Origin of the sequence: Gimesia chilikensis, assembly GCF_008329715.1 — a bacterium.
Classification (GTDB): Bacteria; Planctomycetota; Planctomycetia; order Planctomycetales; family Planctomycetaceae; genus Gimesia; species Gimesia chilikensis.
Genome location: NZ_VTSR01000001.1, coordinates 222,316 through 241,733, shown reverse-complemented (window position 1 = coordinate 241,733; position 19,418 = coordinate 222,316). Strand labels below are relative to the sequence as shown.

17 protein-coding genes are annotated in these 19,418 nt (G+C 53.9%); 10 read left to right on the top strand and 7 right to left on the bottom strand.

Features of this window, described 5'->3' with window-relative positions; translation table 11 throughout:
- Nucleotides 1–9: 9 nt before the first annotated feature.
- From FYZ48_RS00845 to tilS, 4 genes are all read right to left on the bottom strand, one after another.
- Nucleotides 10–960, bottom strand: coding sequence for a hydroxyacid dehydrogenase (locus FYZ48_RS00845; protein ID WP_149336549.1), 951 nt, complete (start codon nt 958–960; stop codon nt 10–12).
- 38 nt (nt 961–998) lie between these two features.
- On the bottom strand, nt 999–2,228 hold the full coding sequence (locus tag FYZ48_RS00840; RefSeq protein ID WP_149336547.1) for a threonine synthase: 1,230 nt from the start codon (nt 2,226–2,228) through the stop codon (nt 999–1,001).
- A gap of 286 nt (nt 2,229–2,514) precedes the next feature.
- Nucleotides 2,515–4,068: an MFS transporter gene (locus FYZ48_RS00835; RefSeq protein ID WP_149336545.1), complete on the bottom strand. Its 1,554-nt coding sequence runs from the start codon at nt 4,066–4,068 to the stop codon at nt 2,515–2,517.
- Between the two features lie 283 nt (nt 4,069–4,351).
- Nucleotides 4,352–5,425: a tRNA lysidine(34) synthetase TilS gene (tilS, locus tag FYZ48_RS00830; RefSeq protein WP_149336543.1), complete on the bottom strand. Its 1,074-nt coding sequence runs from the start codon at nt 5,423–5,425 to the stop codon at nt 4,352–4,354.
- Nucleotides 5,426–6,430: 1,005 nt separating this feature from the next.
- Between tilS and rny the strand changes: the two genes are divergently transcribed.
- A complete protein-coding gene (gene rny, locus FYZ48_RS00825; protein ID WP_149336541.1) occupies nt 6,431–7,978 on the top strand; it encodes a ribonuclease Y in 1,548 nt (515 codons plus the stop codon).
- On the opposite strand, the gene FYZ48_RS00820 is transcribed toward rny, so the two are convergent.
- On the bottom strand, nt 7,975–8,598 hold the full coding sequence (locus FYZ48_RS00820) for an FMN-binding negative transcriptional regulator (protein ID WP_149336539.1): 624 nt from the start codon (nt 8,596–8,598) through the stop codon (nt 7,975–7,977). The genes rny and FYZ48_RS00820 overlap by 4 nt on opposite strands.
- Nucleotides 8,599–8,772: 174 nt before the next feature.
- Between FYZ48_RS00820 and FYZ48_RS00815 the strand changes: the two genes are divergently transcribed.
- Complete coding sequence (locus FYZ48_RS00815; protein ID WP_149336537.1) at nt 8,773–9,138, top strand: cupin domain-containing protein; 366 nt, start codon at nt 8,773–8,775, stop codon at nt 9,136–9,138.
- Nucleotides 9,139–9,148: 10 nt separating this feature from the next.
- Here the strand turns inward: FYZ48_RS00815 and FYZ48_RS00810 are convergent, their stop codons facing one another.
- Entirely contained in the window at nt 9,149–9,610 is a 462-nt protein-coding gene (locus FYZ48_RS00810) for a VOC family protein (protein WP_149336535.1), read from the bottom strand.
- Between the two features lie 212 nt (nt 9,611–9,822).
- Between FYZ48_RS00810 and FYZ48_RS00805 the strand changes: the two genes are divergently transcribed.
- Nucleotides 9,823–11,631, top strand: a complete 1,809-nt coding sequence (locus FYZ48_RS00805; RefSeq protein ID WP_149336533.1) for an arylsulfatase — start codon at nt 9,823–9,825, stop codon at nt 11,629–11,631.
- 9 nt (nt 11,632–11,640) lie between these two features.
- Here FYZ48_RS00805 and FYZ48_RS00800 read toward each other — a convergent pair whose 3' ends face one another.
- Entirely contained in the window at nt 11,641–12,519 is an 879-nt protein-coding gene (locus FYZ48_RS00800) for a MerR family transcriptional regulator (RefSeq protein WP_145038519.1), read from the bottom strand.
- Between the two features lie 248 nt (nt 12,520–12,767).
- On the opposite strand from FYZ48_RS00800, the gene FYZ48_RS00795 reads away from it, so the two are divergent.
- Genes FYZ48_RS00795 through FYZ48_RS00765 form a run of 7 tightly spaced genes read left to right on the top strand, consistent with a single transcriptional unit; the run spans nt 12,768 to nt 19,409 of the window.
- Nucleotides 12,768–13,715 (top strand): sigma-70 family RNA polymerase sigma factor, encoded by a 948-nt coding sequence (locus FYZ48_RS00795; RefSeq protein ID WP_187781810.1) that lies wholly within the window; start codon nt 12,768–12,770, stop codon nt 13,713–13,715.
- 35 nt (nt 13,716–13,750) lie between these two features.
- Complete coding sequence (locus tag FYZ48_RS00790; RefSeq protein WP_149336528.1) at nt 13,751–14,161, top strand: thiol-disulfide oxidoreductase DCC family protein; 411 nt, start codon at nt 13,751–13,753, stop codon at nt 14,159–14,161.
- On the top strand, nt 14,158–15,492 hold the full coding sequence (locus FYZ48_RS00785) for an NAD(P)/FAD-dependent oxidoreductase (RefSeq protein WP_149336526.1): 1,335 nt from the start codon (nt 14,158–14,160) through the stop codon (nt 15,490–15,492). Before FYZ48_RS00790 ends, FYZ48_RS00785 begins: the two co-directional genes overlap by 4 nt.
- On the top strand, nt 15,408–16,205 hold the full coding sequence (locus tag FYZ48_RS00780) for a DUF1365 domain-containing protein (protein WP_149336524.1): 798 nt from the start codon (nt 15,408–15,410) through the stop codon (nt 16,203–16,205). The genes FYZ48_RS00785 and FYZ48_RS00780 overlap by 85 nt, the downstream gene beginning before the upstream one ends.
- A complete protein-coding gene (locus tag FYZ48_RS00775) occupies nt 16,202–17,512 on the top strand; it encodes an SAM-dependent methyltransferase (RefSeq protein ID WP_149336522.1) in 1,311 nt (436 codons plus the stop codon). The genes FYZ48_RS00780 and FYZ48_RS00775 overlap by 4 nt, the downstream gene beginning before the upstream one ends.
- The gene (locus FYZ48_RS00770) at nt 17,509–18,303 is read left to right on the top strand and encodes a DUF1295 domain-containing protein (RefSeq protein ID WP_149336520.1); all 795 of its coding nucleotides are present in this window, start codon (nt 17,509–17,511) and stop codon (nt 18,301–18,303) included. Before FYZ48_RS00775 ends, FYZ48_RS00770 begins: the two co-directional genes overlap by 4 nt.
- Nucleotides 18,300–19,409: an SAM-dependent methyltransferase gene (locus FYZ48_RS00765; RefSeq protein WP_198422164.1), complete on the top strand. Its 1,110-nt coding sequence runs from the start codon at nt 18,300–18,302 to the stop codon at nt 19,407–19,409. Before FYZ48_RS00770 ends, FYZ48_RS00765 begins: the two co-directional genes overlap by 4 nt.
- Nucleotides 19,410–19,418 lie beyond the last annotated feature (9 nt).

Below are 19,418 nucleotides of genomic sequence, written 5' to 3'. Positions count from 1 at the left end.
GCTCTCAGTTTAAGATTGAAAAACATTGACGGCCGGTTTGCCGCTCAGTACGAGTCGGACGTCTTCGCAGACCGCGTCTACCACTCGCTCCTGAGCTTCCAGGGTAAAGGCGGCGATATGCGGTGTTAGGATCACGTTCTCCAGTTGATTCAGGGCGCTCTGGTGTGGAGGTTCGACTTCCCGCACGTCCAGGGCAGCACCGGCCAGCTTATGTTCCAGCAACGCCTGGGTCAGCCCCCGTTCGTCGACGACTTCTCCCCGCGAGGTGTTGATGAAACAGGCCGTCGGTTTCATTTTGCTGAAATGCTGATAGGTCAGCATCCCGCGCGTGTCCGGTGTCAGCGGGCTGTGACAGGTAATCACATCTGCCTGTGCCAGCAGATCATCGAGTGAAACCAGTTTGCCGTTAAGCTCTTTCAAATGCGGTGCGTCGGCAGCAAGATACGGGTCTGCGGCGATGATGTTCATACCGAAGGCCCGGGCCCGGGTTGCGGTCAGTGTACCGATCCGTCCCATGCCAATCAGGCCCAGTGTTTTGCCGTTCAGTTCGGTGCCGGTGAATTTAACGCGGTTCCAGCCGCCGGTCAGTGTATCCTGTCGTGCTTCGGGAATCTTGCGGAGCAGGGCCAGCATCAGTCCCAGCGTCAACTCTGCGACAGAGAGTGAGTTCGCATCGGGCGTGTAACTGACGACGATGCCTTTCTCTTTCGCGTAAGCGGTATCGACGTTGTCCAGACCGGCTCCTGCGCGGGCAATAATTTTCAGGTTGGGAGCTGCATCAATCAGTTCCTGGTTGACTTTCGTCTGATTCCTGACAATCAGTGCCTGGGCATCTGCAAGCTTCTGCTTCAGCAGATTGACGTTCTGCCAGAGGTAGGCGTCAAACTCGACATCCAGATCTTTCATCAGATCGTTCATGGATGCCCCTTGAATATTTTCGGTCACCAGCACATTGCTCATGGCTTACTTCCTGCTGCTCTCAGTTCGTGGCTTGGGTTTTAGTCAAACATCGAGTAGTCAACGGGCTCGTTGATATCGATTGACTGGTCTGCGGGAGGCAGTGGGTATTTCAATCCAGTCGCACAGTTAAACAGGACTGCACTTTCATCCGGGCTGACACGCCCCGATGCCAGTTCCTGTTTGTAGGCGGCATAGGTCGCAGCCCCTTCGGGACACATCAGGAAACCTTCCTTCTGCGAACATTCATCGAGGGCAGCTGAGATTTTGTCATCATCGACGGCGGTCGCAAACCCGTTGCTTTCCCGGACTGCACGCAGAATCAGGAAGTCACCCACGGCGATGGGAACCCGGATTCCTGCAGCGATTGTATGGGCATTCTCCCAGAGTGGGGCGTGTTCCTCACCCGCTTCATAGGCTTTCACCATTGGAGCACAGCCGGAAGCCTGAACGGCCACCATGCGAGGCAGCTTACCGGTGAGCCAGCCCATCTGTTTGAGTTCATTAAAGGCTTTCCACATGCCGATCAAACCGGTACCACCGCCAGTCGGGTAGAAGATGACATCAGGGACTTCCCAACCCATCTGATCGGCCAGTTCCAGGCCCATCGTTTTTTTACCTTCGATGCGGTAGGGTTCTTTGAGTGTGGAGAAGTCGAACCAGCCGACTTTCTCTTTCCCTTCGCCCACAATTTTTCCGCAGTCGTTGATCAGCCCATTCACCCGCCAGACATTCGCTCCCTGGGCGGCGATTTCACGGACATTGATTTCCGGGGTATCACCGGGGCAGAAGATGTAAGACTTCATGCCGGCCCGGGTACCATAGGCGGCCAGCGCGGCACCTGCATTCCCGTTGGTGGGCATCGCGACTTTGGTGACGCCCAGTTCTTTGGCCATCGAGACTGCCATGCACAGACCGCGGGCTTTGAAGGAACCTGTGGGCAGACGACCTTCGTCTTTAATCCAGACCTGCCCCTGTCCGCCCTGCAGACGCGGCACGGGAATCAGGGGTGTATGTATTTCGCCCAGGCTGACAATGTTTTCCGATTTGCGAACCGGCAGGAATTCGCGATACCGCCAGAGAGTTGCCGGCCGGGCTGCCAGGTCTTCTTTACTGGCCGACTGCTTGATGCCGTCCAGATCGTATTTCACCAGCAGGGGTTTGCCCGCTTTGGACAGGCCGTGCAACTGGTCGGCTTCGTAGTGATCATGCTCCATGCCACATTCAAGGTGGGTGACAAACGTGGGAGACTCGGGGAAAGCGTCTTGCATGGGAACGTACCTGCTATTTGAAAGAAGAATCGGTAAGACGATGTATTAGATTTCAAGGCGGGGAATACGCGTATTTATAGTTCTGTTATCCAGCTATCAGTCAAAATGTCAACCCATCGGCACTGTTGAATGTTTTTTTGGCGATCACTTGACAGCACTGGCTGAGCAGGAAGTCAGATTCCACTCCGACGATCCTGCCATGAGACACTTTCCTGTATCCGAAAAAAAAGAACGACCACCCCAAAAGAGTGGTCGTTCGTGAACTTCAAAAGTCACCGGGAGAGCCTTACTCGACGGGACCTTCAACACCACCGGTGTAGTGTTCGCCGTCCGGTTCTTCACCGTGCAGAACTTCTGCCTTGTAGCCCCCCTTCATGTAGAAGTAGAGCACCAGAATCAGGTAACCAATGGCCATGACCAGCGGAACCAGGGCCGTACACTTCAGTGCCATTCGGCCACCATAAATGCCGGCTTCATCAACCGGGCCGATATCTTCAGGGGCAAACGCTTCCGCTCCCTGCCACCAGGTATTGAGGTTGGAAATGTATGCATCCGATTTCCCCTCTTTATCAAGCTGTTCTACTTTCTTCTCCAGATCCTGGCCATCATTGTTCAAGACACTGACCTTGGAACCATCGAGACCTTTGATCTTGGGGAGAAACAGGAAGCCGTTCGCTTCTGCAACGGAGTAGCGTTCGTAAGTTTGAGGAGCGATTTCCTCGAGCTTTTCAGTCGCATAGTAATCCTGGTTGTAACCGATGCCGGGACCACCCAGCAGACCGGCTGAGAGCATACCAATGCCTCCCATGGCGCCCATGGTGATCGCGCCCCCTTTGGGGAACAGTTCGCCAACCACACCCAGCATGGTCGGCCAGAGGAAGGTTTTACCCAGGCCGTAAACAGTCACGGCGATCCAGACCCAGACGACTCCCTGTGAAGAACCGATCATGTACAGACCGATGGAACCGAAGCAGGCACTCATGAAGAGCAGACCCAGTGGATTGATTTTTTCCACAATCGGACCGGCGAAGAAACGCAGGACGAACATGATCGCTGAAGCGTAGATGAACAGATACAGTCCCTGTCCCGTAACGATAGACTCTGTGATGTTGGCAATCCAGCTGTCCGTACCCAGTTCTACATAACCGACACAGGCATGTAGCAGGAGCAGGAACAACAACAGCGGGCTGGCAAACGTCATCAACATCTGGCCAAAGCTGACACCAGCCGACTTGGCTTCCGATTGCGGAAACTTCTGCTTGATCACAATGAAACCGTAGATCAGGGTCGGCACGAGAAAGACCGCCATCGGAATTTCCCATCGCATTCCGGCAACATTGCCTTTGATACTCGTGTAGATCGTAGCGATGATCCCGCCGATAATCAGCCCGCCCGGCCAGCCAGCGTGCAGAATGTTGAGATAGTGTGTTTTCTGTCGAGGATAAAGTGTCGCCACCAGCGGATTGATGACCGCTTCACACAAGCCGTTCGCCACCGCAAACATGAACATCCCGATATAGAGGCACCAGTAGGTCGCGTCTTTCCCCATGCTGTTGAAGATGGGAGTCGCCGCAAAGGTGACCAGGGCTGACAGCACGTGCAGAATGAACGCCAGCAGCAGGATCGGTTTGTAGCCGACATTGTCGGTGATCAGACTGGCCAGCAGAATCACGACACCGAAACCGACCAGGCCGCCTCCGGTGATCGTTCCCAGGTCGAACTTGGTGAATCCGTACTGGGCACCCCAGTCTGCGAGGATCCCGCCGCGGATGGCAAATCCGACGCCGGCGGCAATGAGTGTCATAAAACTCGCAATAAACAGCGGCTTGTTATTGTTCATGGTTGCGACTTCTTTGTTTGATTGAGGGCGAGAATATTAAGTGCAAGGTGTGGTTCAAGTATCAAACGTTTCAAAGCGAAACTGGAAGATGCTGACCTGGAATGGATACTTCGAAAGGTCTTGAGCACACGACAACGACTTAGCACAACCGGCTGCCGGAAAGGCAATGTTTCGAGCGGACGCTGGTTGCAGGTTGATCAGCAACGCCAGATTCTAACCAACCCCGATTGAGATTTCCACAATACGTATGCAGGAATGCGAATGTTTGTCAGATTCCTGAATCTTAAGTCTCGGTGCGGTCAGGCAGCCTGCGTAAAATCAGCAGACGTTCCCGTCGTTCCGCTTCAATCTGGTCGGGCAGGTGAATTTTCTGGCCTTCCCGCGTCAGTTCGAGCAGTCGCTGCCAGTGATCGAAGCCCATCCGCTTCCGCGACCAGTGCATCTCCTGCCAGATCTTGAGAAAGCACTGTTTGACCAGATAATCGGGAGTATCGAGCAGTTGATCACAGTCCAGCCGCCAGGTCTCCCGGTTCTGATCGAGGGTCGCACGATTTAGAATCTGTGTCACATCTGCTGAAATCACTTCGGTGACTTCTTCTGCCTGTTGAGAGAGCCGTTGTAAGGCCTGCACGACAGCGGGATTGAACTCTGTTTTCAGGTAGGGGAGTAATTGATGACGAATGCGATTGCGGGTAAAACGCAGATCTGTATTCGACGCATCGGTGCGAAATTCCTGGCTACATTCCTGCAGATAATGCACAACGTCTTCGCGACCGAGATCCAGTAAGGGACGTATGAGATAGAGGTTTTCCGCCAGTAAACGAACACGGGGGATACCTTTCAGACCGGAGATTCCAGTGCCGCGGATGATGTGATGCAATACGGTTTCCGCCTGATCATCGCGCGTGTGCGCCACTGCAATCCGCGTGCAGTCTTCTGCATGGGCTGTCCGGATCAGAAATTCATAGCGGGCCGAGCGACTCAGTTCTTCCAGACCCGTTGAGGACCCCGTCTGTTGCGACGCCAGCTCCTGTTTTTCCAATACGAGAGGCAGATTCAATGCCCGGCAGGTCTTTGTCAGCCAGTCCGCGTCCGCATCGGAATCTGTGCCCCTCAGGCCGTGATTCAGGTGGGCAACGACCAGGGAACCGGGCCGGCAGTCGTTTTCTGTCTTTGAGGCCAGTTCCATCAGGGCGCGCAGCAGCGCGACGCTGTCTGCACCACCCGAGACCGCAACCAGGGTTCTCTCGGCTTGTACTGCAGGTGGACTCTTGTCTGGTAAATGCGTTTGCCCGGCTGCAATCCGCTGCTCGCAGGCGCGCCAGCCGCGATTCACTGCTGAGACAAACTCATTCATAAGGGCAATCGTTTCTTTCACTGACGGGAGACACGCAGGCAGGTCTGACGCATGAGAGCGAGATGGGAAATTGAACCAATATTTCTCACAATATACTATCGCATCCGGAAATCTCTTGTTACCATGAATCGGGAAATTTGCGAGAAGTTTCCTCTGTCATTCGAGTTACAGACAGATTCGTCACTTCGATTCCTGAAAGAACGAACTTTGGGAATCGGCCGATGTTTCCTGTTTTTTTCTGGATGTTCTGGAGTGAGCTTTTCATAATAGTTTCATTGTATTTTATTTTTAAGTTTCCTTTCGGCATTTCCTGGCTTGATCGGGAGCATTGTCACAGAACTGTTTACGACACGGAAACTGAACTTCAGCTGCTGTGTCAAAACAAACTCTGTGCAGTACGAGTTTCTAAAGTAGTATCAGGTACAGTTGAATTGGAGAATCAACAATGTTTGGCATTCTCAATGAGACAATCCTTGCAATTTATGTTCTGTTCACAAAGGTGGCGAAACGATTGCCGACGCTGATTCGTTCACGGAAAACCTCTCCCTGGACGGAAGAAAGCTCTTCCCCTGCACATGTTCAGACACAACTGACGGGGCAGCAGGAGTGGGTGCGTCAAATTCTGTCTTATCTGGGGATCGAATTACGGTCGAAAGTACCCGTCCCGGTGCGCACAGACCGGAGATACTTTCGACGGCGTTAGCAGGCACCTGCTCGGGCCATCTGTTTGTTGTTCAAATTCACCAAGTTCCAGACTACTGCTGAGTTAAAGCTGTTATTTGAATTTCATATCTTTATTCAGACATCTTTAGATCGATCAGAAACTCCCGGACGCTCCTGTCATTCTGAGAAATTCCTGACAACCTGCATCGTACACTTTCGGCCTGATCTCCAGGACTGGAGATTAAGGATTTGTACGGTATTGTCTCTGTTAAATGTTAACGCCAAATAGCATTCTGCAGGAAAGGGACTTTTCACCAAAGGCGCATAGGAAGCACCTGGAATATGTTTACAGAAGTCGCTATTGGAGCTACTCTGGCGCTCATTGTCGGGGCCTTCATCGGTTATTTCATTGACCGGATTCGCCGTGGATCTGCCTATCAGTCTTATCAGCAGATCCTGAAACAGGCCGAACTCGATGCCGAAAATCTGCTCAAAAGCCAGAAGCTGGAAGCCAAAGAAGAGCTGCTCAAACGCCGCGAATCTCTGGAAGAAGAAGTCAACAAGCAGCGCGAAGAGCTCTGGTCGGTTGAGAAAAAGCTCAGCAAGCGTGAGAACGCGCTCGAAGATCAGCAGGCCGATTTCCTCAAAAAGGAATCTATGATTCAGGCTACCCAGTCCAAGCTGGCCTCCCGTACCAAAGCGGTCGAAGCCCGCGAGCAGGAACTGGAGCGGGCTCTGAAGAAGCAGCAGGAAGAGCTGTTCAAAATCAGTGGACTGGATCGCGAAACCGCATCCCAGATGCTGCTCGACCGGCTGGAAAACGATCTCAAGAGTGAGACCGGTGCCCTGATCCTGAAGTATCAGAACGAACTGAAGCAGTCGTGCGATAAGCTGGCCCGCGAAACCATCGGCATGGCCGTGCAACGGTTCGCCTCCGGACACGTGGCTGAGACCACCGTCTCCACAGTAGAACTGCCCGAAGAGGAAATGAAAGGGCGGATCATTGGTCGGGAAGGTCGTAACATCCGCGCCTTCGAAAAAGCGACCGGCGTCGATGTGATCGTAGACGATACACCCGGAGTGGTTGTCGTCTCGGCCTTCGATAACGTGCGTCGGCAGATCGGTAAAATGTCCCTGCAGAAACTGGTCAACGACGGACGCATCCATCCGGCCCGCATCGAGGAAGTCGTCGAAGAGACGCAGAAGGAACTCGAAGAATACATCCAGACCATGGGGCAGAATGCCTGTCAGGAAGTCAATATTTCCGGCGTGCATCCCAAGCTGATCGACCTGCTGGGCCGTCTGCATTTCCGTACGAGTTACAGCCAGAATGTGTTGCGGCACTCTATCGAAGTTTCCGCTCTGACCGGCATCATGGCAGAACAGCTCGGCCTGGACGGGACACTCGCCCGACGCTGTGGTCTGTTTCATGACATAGGTAAAGCAGCCGACCACGAAATGGAAGGGGGCCACCCCGCCGTCGGGGCCCAGTTGCTGAAGCGGTACGGCGAATGTCAGGAAGTCGTGCATGCCGCCGCCGGTCATCACGATGACATCCGCCCCGATTACATCTACACGGTACTGGTTGCTGCAGCAGACGCCTGTTCTGCTTCGCGTCCTGGGGCCCGCCGTGATACGCTGGAAAAATATGTGCGTCGCCTTGAAGAGCTGGAAACGCTGGTTTGCGGCTTCCCGGGTGTTGATCATACCTATGCGATTCAGGCCGGTCGTGAAGTTCGCGTGATCGTCGATTCCGATCAGGTCAACGACCGTGAAGCAGCCAAGATGTGCAAAGACATCGCCAAGGCGATTGAAGAAACCCTGACCTACCCGGGCGAAATCCGGGTGACCGTGATGCGCGAAGCACGCACGGTTGAATACGCCCGCTAAGCGGTAAGATCTGCTTCCATCAGAGCAGCGATGGCCTGAGCGTCGTCGCTGCTCTGTTTTTTTAACGCATCGATCACTTTCTGCCGCCGCTCTTCGGGATGGTTCTGGCTCAGTTTGAATTTGCCTTCGATGCGTTCAATCTCAATCCGAAAGCCGACGATTCCCTTGAGCAGTCCCTCGGTGAACTCGGCTTCCGGAGTCTCGATTGACCAGGACTCAGGCTGCGAGGCTTCATAAAACCGCACGGTTTCTGCGATGACCGCTTTCAGCTCCGCGTCATCAGTGATCCGGGAATACCGACCGTATACGTGCACCGCCTGATAGTTCCAGGTGGGGACTGTATTTTGGGAGGCATACCAGGTGGGTGAGATGTAAGCGTGCGGCCCATGGAAGATGGCCAACACACTCTGATTGTCCGGAGTTTCCGCCTGCGGGTTCGCCCGGGCAAAGTGCCCCAGCAGGCACCCATTCTGTCCCACCTCACGCTGCAAAAGTAAAGGCAGGTGGGAAGCAAACGGCTCCTCTCCCTGATTGCTCACCAGGGTGGCGAAGCTGTGTTGCTCGATGAACGGGTGCAGTCGGCTGACGTCGGTTTCGGCAAAAGCGGCTGGGACATACATGGAATCAGCTGGTCCTCGGGAAGAGAGCAGGGGGCGGAATGTACATTCAGATCTGACAGCGGTTTCGCTTCTCAGGTTCGTCAGACTATCAATTCTCAAATCATTTCTTTAACTTGAAGTGACTGCCATCATTGTGAGGCGGAAACCACTCTCATGCAAAGGAGTTCCGAAATAATGCCCTTTATTGATATCGATTCCGTCAAGCCCCTGGAAGTCCTGCCCGGCTGTAAAATGCGGACCCCTTTCGGGGAAAATCTGATGCTGTCTTACCTGGAAATGGATGAAGGGGCCATTGTGCCCATGCATCATCATCCACACGAGCAGGGCGGAATGCTGCTCAAAGGCCGGCTGGAACTGACAATGGGGGATGAAGTGCGAACTGTCGAAGCAGGGGCGATGTTCATTATTCCCCCTAATACTCCCCACCAGGCGGTTGCCGTTGATGGACCTGCCGTAGTGCTGGATGTATTCAGCCCGGTCCGTGAAGACTACGCGGAACTGTATAACAAGTACATTCCGACAGAGTCAGACGAAAACTGATCACGTCAGATTACTGTTGGTGTTGCTGCTGCTGGCTTTGCAGCAGTTTGAATTCGTCAGCCCTGCGGAGCAGCTCTTCTTTGGAGAGCACTTCCGTCTGGGTGGCGATATGCCATTGAATTCCGAACGGATCCTTCACCGAGGCACTCCGCTCACCGTAGAACTGATCTGCCGGTCCGCGCTGGCTTAAAGCGCCTGCTTCCAAGGCTCTCTGGTAGGTGAGATCGACATCTGGTACATAAACATGCAGAGCTGCGGAGGTGGGCCCCCATTCTTCGCAGGCGTCGGCCAGTTCAACCGTAGAATCCCCGATTCGTAGCGTAGCATGGCCGATTTTGTCTTCATGGTACGAAATCAGCTCGGTTGTTGCATCGAATACGAGTGTCACGAACTCAATCAGTCTCGCTGCCCCTTCTACCAGCAGATACGGAGTAACTGCATGATAGCCATCGGGGATATAGTGGGGTGCCATCAAAACTTCTCCTGAAATACTGGGGACTGGAGGCGAGACAGGACCCACGTGCAAAGACTGTGTTTGAACCGTTGTTGAGGGCATTATACAATGGAATCTGTTTCAGGAATAGCAATTCATGTAAACTATTTTCCCCCTGTCAAAAACACTTGAAAATAAGTGTTTTTATCAGGTGGACTCTTACCCTTATGCGAAAATCAGGGGAATAACAGATGCGACTGCTGCTCATCACTCTGTGGCTGTTTTCAGGCCTCAATCCGGTTCTGGCCGCCGGTCAACCCAATGTGATCCTGATTATGAGCGATGACCAGGGTTACGGTGAACTTTCCTGTCACGGAAATCCCCTGCTCAAAACTCCCCACCTCGATCAGCTGGCCTCTGACAGTGTCCGTCTGACCGACTTTCACGTCGCCCCGATGTGTACCCCGACCCGGGGGCAGCTGATGACCGGGCAGGACGCGTTTCGCAATGCCGCCATGAATGTCAGCAGCGGGCGGACGCTGCTCAGGCCCGAACTCCAGACCATGGCCGACCAGTTTCAGGCGGCCGGTTATCGCACCGGCATGTTCGGGAAATGGCATCTGGGTGACAATTATCCCTATCGTCCACAGGATCGTGGCTTCCAGGAAACACTCTGGTTTCCCTCATCACACATCAGCGCGGTACCCGACTACTGGATCAACGATTATTTTGATGATACCTATCTGCACAACGGACACCGCGTAAAGCAGACCGGCTATTGCACGGATGTCTTTTTTCGTGAAATGCAGAACTGGATCCGCACTCGTGATGAATCCCTCCCGTTTTTTGCCTACCTGCCTCTGAATGCACCCCACGGACCTCTGTATGTTCCCGATCATTATCGGCGACCAGTCGAAGCAGCACTCCGGGAGCATCCCGAGGTCGTGCAACATCTCAAACCCCAGCGTAAAAAAGCACTCATCAGTTACCTCGCGATGTGCGCTAACATTGATGAAAACATCGGCAAGCTGGATCAGTTTTTGAGCGAATCGAAACTGCGCGACGATACGATCGTCATTTTTCTCACCGATAACGGCAGTACGATGGGCCCTGATTACTTTAACGCTGGCATGCGTGGCAGGAAGGTGACGCTCTGGGAAGGCGGCCATCGTGTTCCCTGTTTCATCCGCTGGCCACACGGTAAGCTGGGCCCGGCGCGCGACCTGAATGATCTGGCCCACGTCCAGGATCTGCTCCCCACGCTGGCCGAGCTCTGTGAGCTCCCTCTGCCTGAGCAGCGACTGGACGGGATCAGTCTGGCGCCGCGCCTGCGGGGAGAAGTCAAATCGCTGCCGGACCGCATGCTGGTCGTCAACTACAGCCGGATGCCCATCGTCGGCAATAAGAAAAACATGTTCCTCGCGAAACCCCGTAAAGAAGGAGCCGCCGTCCTCTGGAAACGCTGGCGCTGGCTGGAGAACCGGGAACTGTATGATCTCACCAGTGATCCACTGCAGAAACAGAACGTGGCAGAGCAGCATCCGGATGTCGTCGCCCGGATGCAGGCGCACCTCGACCAGTGGTGGAAAGAGCTACAACCGCACGTAGCCGAGCCGCAACGCGTGATTATTGGTCATGCTGCGGAGAACCCTTCCATGCTCACCGCCTGTGAATGGCTGGACGTCTTTGTCGATCAGCAGGGGCAGGTGCGTCGTGGAATCCGCCGCAACGGTACCTGGCAACTGACGATTGCCGAGGTGGGCAACTATGAATTCGAATTGCGTCGCTGGCCCCGTGAAAGTGGATTAAAGCTGAACGCAGGTACGCCGGCTGTCAAAGTAACCGATGGGCAGCTCGCCGAAGGAGTGGCGCTACCAGTCGCGAAAGGCCGTCTCAAGATTGGCAGTTTCGAAGCGACGGCCAAACCGGATGCCGATGGGGAGTCGATTACGATTGAGACTCCATTGAAGCCCGGACAGCTGGAACTCACGACCTGGCTCCTGGATGAGCAGGGGCGGGAAATCTGTGGTGCTTACTACGTCTATGTGAACCGGAAGTGAGAGCAATTGCTACTTCGGTTCTTTTTCCGAGGCATTAAGCAGTGTCTGAGCGAATGATTCCAGGTGGCGGATATTGTCACAGAAGGCGGCATACTGCATCTGCTGCCGGATTGGTTCCTTAAGAGCCCGTCCGCCGACGACGAAGGCCACATCCATGCCGAATTCATCATAGAGTTCGGCGTAGTTCTGCAGGAATTCCTGTTCGTTACGGATGTAGCTCACGCTCAGCCAGAACATCCGCGGCCGCTGTTGCTCGATTGCCGCGGCCAGGGTGGAGAAGGGGAGGTTGGTTCCCAGTGAAGACGCATTCCACTTAATGTCACGGAGCACCAGTTCAACCATGGTGGTCGCCAGACTGTAGAGATCCCCTTCCACCGCACCACCGAAAGCCACGGGAGCATCAAGTGGGGGATTGGGAATCAGTGTCCGCAATTCATGCAGCAGACGCAGGGCCAGCTCGCAACCTCGTCGTTCCTGGTAGACCTCCGCTTCTCCACACTCCCAACGATCGCCGATGGTCACAAACGAGCGACCGATCACCAGATCGCAGATGGCGCTGATGCTGTGTTCCGCCAGGTAGAGGTCCAGCACGATCTGACGGCAGAGATCTTCTTCGCCTCTCAACAACGCTTCGGTCAGCTGTTCCTCAGCACGGTCAATGACCCGACTGGTCTGTCCGGTCGTGGCAGGGAGGCCTAATACTTCGGGGCGTACAAGCTCGTACTTGCTGGAACGTAAAAATTCGATCAGGTCCGGCAGGGCAATCCGACGGTGTCCTCCTGCAGTGTACTGGGTGGGGATTACCCCTTTGTCGCACCAGCGTTTGACGGAGGATTCACTGGCCTGGATGGCACGGGCAACCTGTTTAGACGTCAGAAATTCGTGCATTTGACTTGATTCTGAAGTGGACGATCTGGTCGTTATCGAAAAAGGACATAAACATTCAATATACAGATACTAGTTCGGAAACTGTAATCTGACAAGTCACATAATTATAAGTTCCTCAATAGTAACAGGATACATTCAGTTTTGTCGAAATGAACGTTTTGGACGAATTTGTGGTTGTTTTTGTTTTCCTGCATGCGTATAAATGGTGTAGACGAAATGAACGAATTTCGATTTTCAGGAATATGAAAATGATAGTGTGTTCAAAAGATCATTGTAAGCAGTCATCCCAGCAGCTGGCGGAACGTGCCCGTAAGATTCTGCAGGCTGAAATCGATTTCATCCCGAATCCCAGCTTTCAGGATTCAGATGCGGACGAGGTTATTCTGGGGCAACCTTTGCCTGAGAGTAACACCGAGATTCCTACTGCTGCCTTCACAAAACCGGGCAGCCGGGCACTCTCGACTCAAATCGCGCGTCTCTGTCGCTCAGAAGTATTGTCTGCAGCTGACGAGCAGGATCTGTTCCGCAGAATGAACTACCTTAAGTTCAAAGCCAATATGCATCGTTGCAAACTCGACCCGGAAGAGGTCGAACACTGCGAACTGGACCGAATCGTAAATCTGCTCCAACAGGCAGAACAGGTTCGCGATCAGATCTTTCGCAGTAACATGCGACTGGTGGTCTCGATCGTCAAGAAATGCGTGACTCCAGGTGTGAGCTTTGATGAACTACTGAGTGACGGCTGCCTGACACTGATGCATGCCATCGAAAAGTTCGATTATGCCCGGGGTTTCCGCTTCAGTACGTACGCATACCACTCCATTTCGAATTACGCGTATCGCAAAATTGCCAATCGCCGCAAGGAACGCAACAAATTCAAACAGCTGGGTGAAGAACGTACCCTGGAAGAACTGCAGGAGCAGAAGAATCCGATGATGGTCCGCGCAGTCTGGGATGAACTCTCCGAACTGCTTAAGCAGACGATCGATACTCTCGATCAGCGGGAACAATTTATAGTCCGCAGCCGGTTTGCTCTCGGCAAACATCGCAAGATTCAGACCTTCCAGAAGCTGGCCGACGAACTCGGCATCTCTAAAGAACGGGTGCGTCAGCTGGAACAGCGGGCAGTAGCCAAACTGAGAGCACTCGCAGAAGGGTCTCGTCTGGATGCGATTCGTGAACTGGTCGGCGGCTGAATTTAACGTTTATTCAATAACAAGAACGGTGAAGTATGGATCGTGAATACTGTGAAATCGAAGCCTTCTATGATGGCGACTGCCCGCTTTGTCGGCGAGAGGTCAACCTGCTGAAGCGATTCGATCGTCGCCACAAGATTCATTTCACCGATATTGCCGCTGACGATTTTAATCCAGATGTTTATGGAAAAACACTAACAGAATTTATGGAAGAGATGCAGGGACGTCTCCCCGACGGTTCCTGGGTGAGTGGCGTTGAAGTCTTTCGTCGTCTGTATTCTGCGATAGGTCTCCGTTGGCTCGTGGCTCCGACCCGCCTGCCCGGCATCTCACAGAGTCTCGATTATTTCTACAGACATTTTGCTCGTCACAGGTTAAAATTAACAGGGCGCTGCCAACAGGGACAGTGCACAGTGAAGTCACCTCAAGATAAGGTGCATTCATGAAAATTGCCATCATTGGTAGCGGCATTTCCGGTTTGACAGCAGCCTGGTTTCTACACCGAGAGCACGACGTCACAATCTTTGAAGCAAACAATTACATCGGCGGGCACACCAACACGATCGAAGTCGATCTGGAAGGCGAGCAACATCCCGTCGACACCGGGTTCATCGTTTTTAACCACCAGACTTACCCGAACTTCACCCGCATGCTGGACCGACTGGGAATTACTTCGCAGCCGACCCGCATGAGTTTCAGCATGAAGTGTGAACGAACCGGGCTGGAATACCGGGGCGCTGATCTCAATGGCTTTTTTGCCCAGCGCAAGAATCTGTTCAACCCTCGCTTCTACAAACTTCTGAGTGATATTTTTCGCTTCAACAAGCAGTCGCTGGCCCTGCTGGTTTCCGATAATGATACCTTGACGGTCGGCGAATATCTCAAGCGTGAGAACTACTCCCGCGAATTCATCGATCAGTATTTTCTCCCCATGGGGTCGGCGATCTGGTCCTGCCCGGTAGGCACTTTCGAACAGTTTCCAATTCGCTTCATCGTGGAGTTCTACCGCAATCATGGCATCCTGGCGATCCGGGAACTGCCTGAATGGCGTGTGGTTTGTGGTGGATCACACCAGTATGTGAAAGCGATCACCGCCGACTTTCGAGAGTCAATCCGTCTACAGACCCCTATTCGTGCTGTCAGGCGTCTCGCGGAAGGTGTGGAAGTGACTCCGGTCAACGCTGCTCCTGAAGAGTTCGATCACGTGATTTTCGCCTGCCACAGCGATCAGGCTTTAAGAATTCTCGGTAGCGACGTAGACCCGGTCGAACGCGAACTGCTCTCCGCATTCCCCTATGAACCGAATATCGCCCAGTTGCATACCGACACAAGCGTTCTGCCTCGTAGCGAACGGGCCTGGGCCTGCTGGAATTACTTCATGCCCCGCGGCGAGAATCGCAAAGCGACCATTACCTACAACATGAATCAGCTGCAGAGCCTCGACTCGCAACATACGTTCTGTGTGACACTCAATGGTGAAGAGCGGGTCGATCCTTCCAGGGTCATTCGTCGTATCGAATATGCCCATCCCATCTTTACGATCGAGCGGGCTGAGACCCAGCGCCGTCACGCAGAAGTGATCAATCAGCGAAATACATCGTTTTGTGGTGCCTACTGGGGCAACGGATTTCACGAGGATGGCGTCAACAGTGCCCTGGCGGTCTGCCGAAATTTACTGGAAACAGATGACATATGGAAAGCGGAATCTACACCGGCTGGGTTCGACACAGACGACTTAAACCCGTCGAACACAGCTTTCGCAATCGAATCTACCTGATGTACCTCGATCTGGATGAACTCGATTCCGTGTTCGAGGGACGCTGGTGCTGGTCTACCCGTCGTCCGGCTCTGGCCCGGTTTCGCAGAGCCGATCATCTGGGCGATCCGGAACAACCACTGGGAGAAAGCGTTCGCGACTTTGTGGTAGAGCAGGGCTATCCCCGACCCGAGGGGCCGATTCGGCTGCTCACGCATCTGCGGTATTTCGGATTTGTGATGAACCCGGTCTCTTTCTACTACTGTTTTAATCGTGCAGGCACAGACTGGGAAACCGTCGTCGCGGAAGTGAACAACACGCCCTGGGGAGAACGGCACTGTTATGTGATTTCGCGGAAACAACTGGAAGCAAACGGGGACGATCAGTTGATGCAGAAGGTTTTTCATGTTTCTCCCTTCATGCCTCTGGATATGCAGTATGGCTGGAAACTGACAGAGCCCCAGCAGAAGCTGACCGTTCATATCGATAACTATCGTGAAAGTGAAAAAGTATTTGACGTAACGATGCAACTGGAACGTCGGGAGATCACAACCCGCAACCTGTGGCAGGTCCTGCTGACTTATCCGCTGATGACCTGGTACGTGTTCGCGGCGATCTACTGGCAGGCACTCCGCCTGTGGTGGAAGAAGGTTCCCTTTTATCCCCATCCCAGACATCTCTCGACCACAGACAATCAAATTACAGGCACAGAGCCCAACGCGAGGACCTCATGAGTACCATCAACGAATCCCCCGAACTGACCTGGAACGCATCTGCGTCTGCCGGTCTCATGGACACGACCTGCCGCACACTGTTATTAAAGAAATTACAGTCGATGCAGCACGGCCGGATAACCCTCATCGATGGAGAACAGGAGCAGCATTTCGGCGATCCGGATGCCGGCTTACGAGCCGTTGTCCTGGTGCAGAATCCCCGCTTTTACCGTCGGGCTGTCCTTGAGGGAGGCCTGGGCATTGCACAATCACTGATCGACGGTGACTGGTCCTGTCATAATCTGACGGCACTGGTGCGGATCTTCATTCGCAACCTGGAAGTCACCGATCGCTTTGAAGGGGGCATGGCCTGGTTCCGACAGTGTGCCGCCCGGCTCGGGCACTGGCTCAGACGTAATACACGCCTCGGCGCTGCCCGCAACATTCATGCACACTACGATCTGGGGAACGATTTTTACCGCCTCTTCCTGGACGATACCATGAGCTATTCCTGCGGCGTCTTCGAACAGGAGACAGACACCATGCAGGAAGCCTCTTTGAATAAGCTGGACCGCGTCTGCCGGAATCTCAATCTGAAACCGGGTGATCATCTGCTGGAGATCGGCACGGGCTGGGGAGGGCTGGCCGTGCATGCTGCCCAGTATTATGGCTGTCGGGTGACAACCACCACCATTTCGCAGGAGCAGTACAACCTGGCTGCCGAGCGTGTGGACGCCGCCGGACTGACCGATCGCGTGACACTCCTGCTGAAAGACTACCGCGATCTGGAAGGACAGTACGATAAACTGGTTTCGATCGAAATGATTGAAGCGGTCGGAGCCGAATTCTTCGAGACTTACTTTCAGAAGTGCTCAGACCTGCTCAAGCCGGACGGCATGATGTTGCTGCAGGGAATTGTAATCAAGGATCAGCGGTTCAAGGAATATCTCAAAAGCGTGGATTTCATCCGCCGCTACATCTTTCCGGGAGGTTGCCTCCCTTCGGTGGCTGCGATCCTCGAAACAACATCCCGGGTAACCGATTTCCGCCTCCTGCAACTGGAAGACATCGCTCCCCACTATGCCCAGACACTCCGCTGCTGGCGGGAAGCCTTTCATGAGCGGATCGACGCGGTCCGCGCCCAAGGCTATTCCGAGTCGTTCATTCGCATGTGGGATTATTATTTCTGTTACTGCGAAGCCGCTTTCGAGGAGCGGCAGTGTAACACGGTGCAGATGCTGCTTGCCAAGCCGGCGTGTCGCTTCGATCTCGTACGTCATCATGCACTTCGCGACTTGACCAAAGAGGCAGAGGAGGTGCTGGCTTGAATCCCTGGTGGATGATTCTGATCGGCGGCGCAGGCATGTCGGCTGTCATGGTAGTGCTCTGGTTGCTCCAGAAACGGACTGGGGATGCAGGCATTGTTGATGTCGCCTGGGGCATGGGAGTCGGCTTGCTCAGTCTGTTCTTCGCCTGGGGTAGTGTCGAAGGCGATTTGACCAGGCGGATCATCGTCGCGACATTGGCTCTACTTTGGTCATTAAGACTCAGTGGTTACATTCTCTATCGCGTCTTAACCATGCCCGAAGACGGCCGTTATCAGACCCTCAAAGAGAAATGGGGAACCGCCGCCCAGGGGAAACTCTTCTGGTTCTATCAGCTTCAGGCGGTGGGAAGTCTGCTCTTTGCTCTGCCGATGTTGCTGGCAGCCCGCAGTATGGCACCGCTGGGGTTTCTTGATTATCTCGGAATCGTGATCTGGTTTGCTGCGATCTCAGGGGAACTCATCGCCGATCAGCAGCTGTCCCGGTTTCGTTCAGATCCTCACCAGACGGGGCAGGTTTGTCAGCGCGGACTCTGGCATTATTCCCGGCACCCCAATTACTTTTTTGAATGGCTGCACTGGTGGGCCTACGTCTGTCTGGCAATCCAGGCTCCCTGGGGCTGGCTGACAATTCTCGGTCCACTCCTGATGCTGCATTTCATCCTTAATGTAACGGGGATCCCACCAACGGAAGCCCAGGCCATCAAGAGCCGGGGCGAAGCCTATCGCGAGTATCAGCGGACCACGAGTGCCTTCTTTCCCTGGCCTCCTAAATCAAAACAGGTGACAATATGAAAACTGATATGCTGGTGAATCTGGCCATTGAATGCGTGGAGCGGGGCTGGTTCCCCGACAGTCTGGTTCGGCGTGCCATCCGCAGGCTCTGCAGCAAACGGCTCGATAGCCTGGATGGGGCGAGTCCGGCCGCGGATGCCGAGAATCGACGTGCTTTCGTCGAGGCTGCCCTTAAGAGCCCGATTGCCCTGGTTCCAGAGAAGGCGAACGAACAGCATTACGAAGTACCTGCCGCTTTTTATGAGCTGGTACTTGGATCGAGGCGGAAATACAGCTGCTGTTACTGGCCGGAAGGGGTGACGACCCTCGACGAAGCAGAAGTCGCTGCTTTAAAAGAGAGCTGCCTGCATGCAGAACTGGAAGATGGCATGCGGATCCTGGAACTGGGCTGCGGCTGGGGCTCACTGACTCTCTGGATCGCTGAACAGTATCCTCAATGTCACATCACCGCTGTGTCCAACTCTCATTCTCAACGGGCAGCGATCGAACAAATGGCACAAGAGCGCGGCTATACAGACCGCGTCAATGTGATTACTGCTGACATGAACGATTTCGAACCCGAGCAAAAGTTCGATCGTGTGGTCTCTGTGGAAATGTTCGAACACATGCGGAATTATGCCCGCCTGTTAAATCGCATTTCCGAATGGCTGGTCGACGACGGGAAACTCTTCGTGCACATTTTCTGTCATCGAAACTATGTCTACGAATTCAGTGATCAAAATGCAGACGACTGGATGGCCCGGCATTTCTTTACCGGGGGAATCATGCCCGCCGATAACTGGTTTTCACACTTTCAGCAAGACATGCAGGTCGAACAGCAGTGGCGCTGGAACGGTCGTCACTATCAGCTGACTTCCGAGGCCTGGCTGGAAAATCTGGACCAGCGCAGCGCGCAAGTCCTGCCGATCCTGGCAGAAACTTATGGGACGCAGCAGGCCCACCGCTGGTGGATGCGCTGGCGTCTGTTTTTCCTCGCGGTCGCGGAACTGTTCGGCTATCAGTCCGGCGAAGAGTGGTACGTCTCACACTATCTGTTGAGTAAAACAACCGTGAAGCATGATGCCCCGTCACTTCCTGATAAAGTGACGGAACATTCTCTGCATTAAAACCAGGAA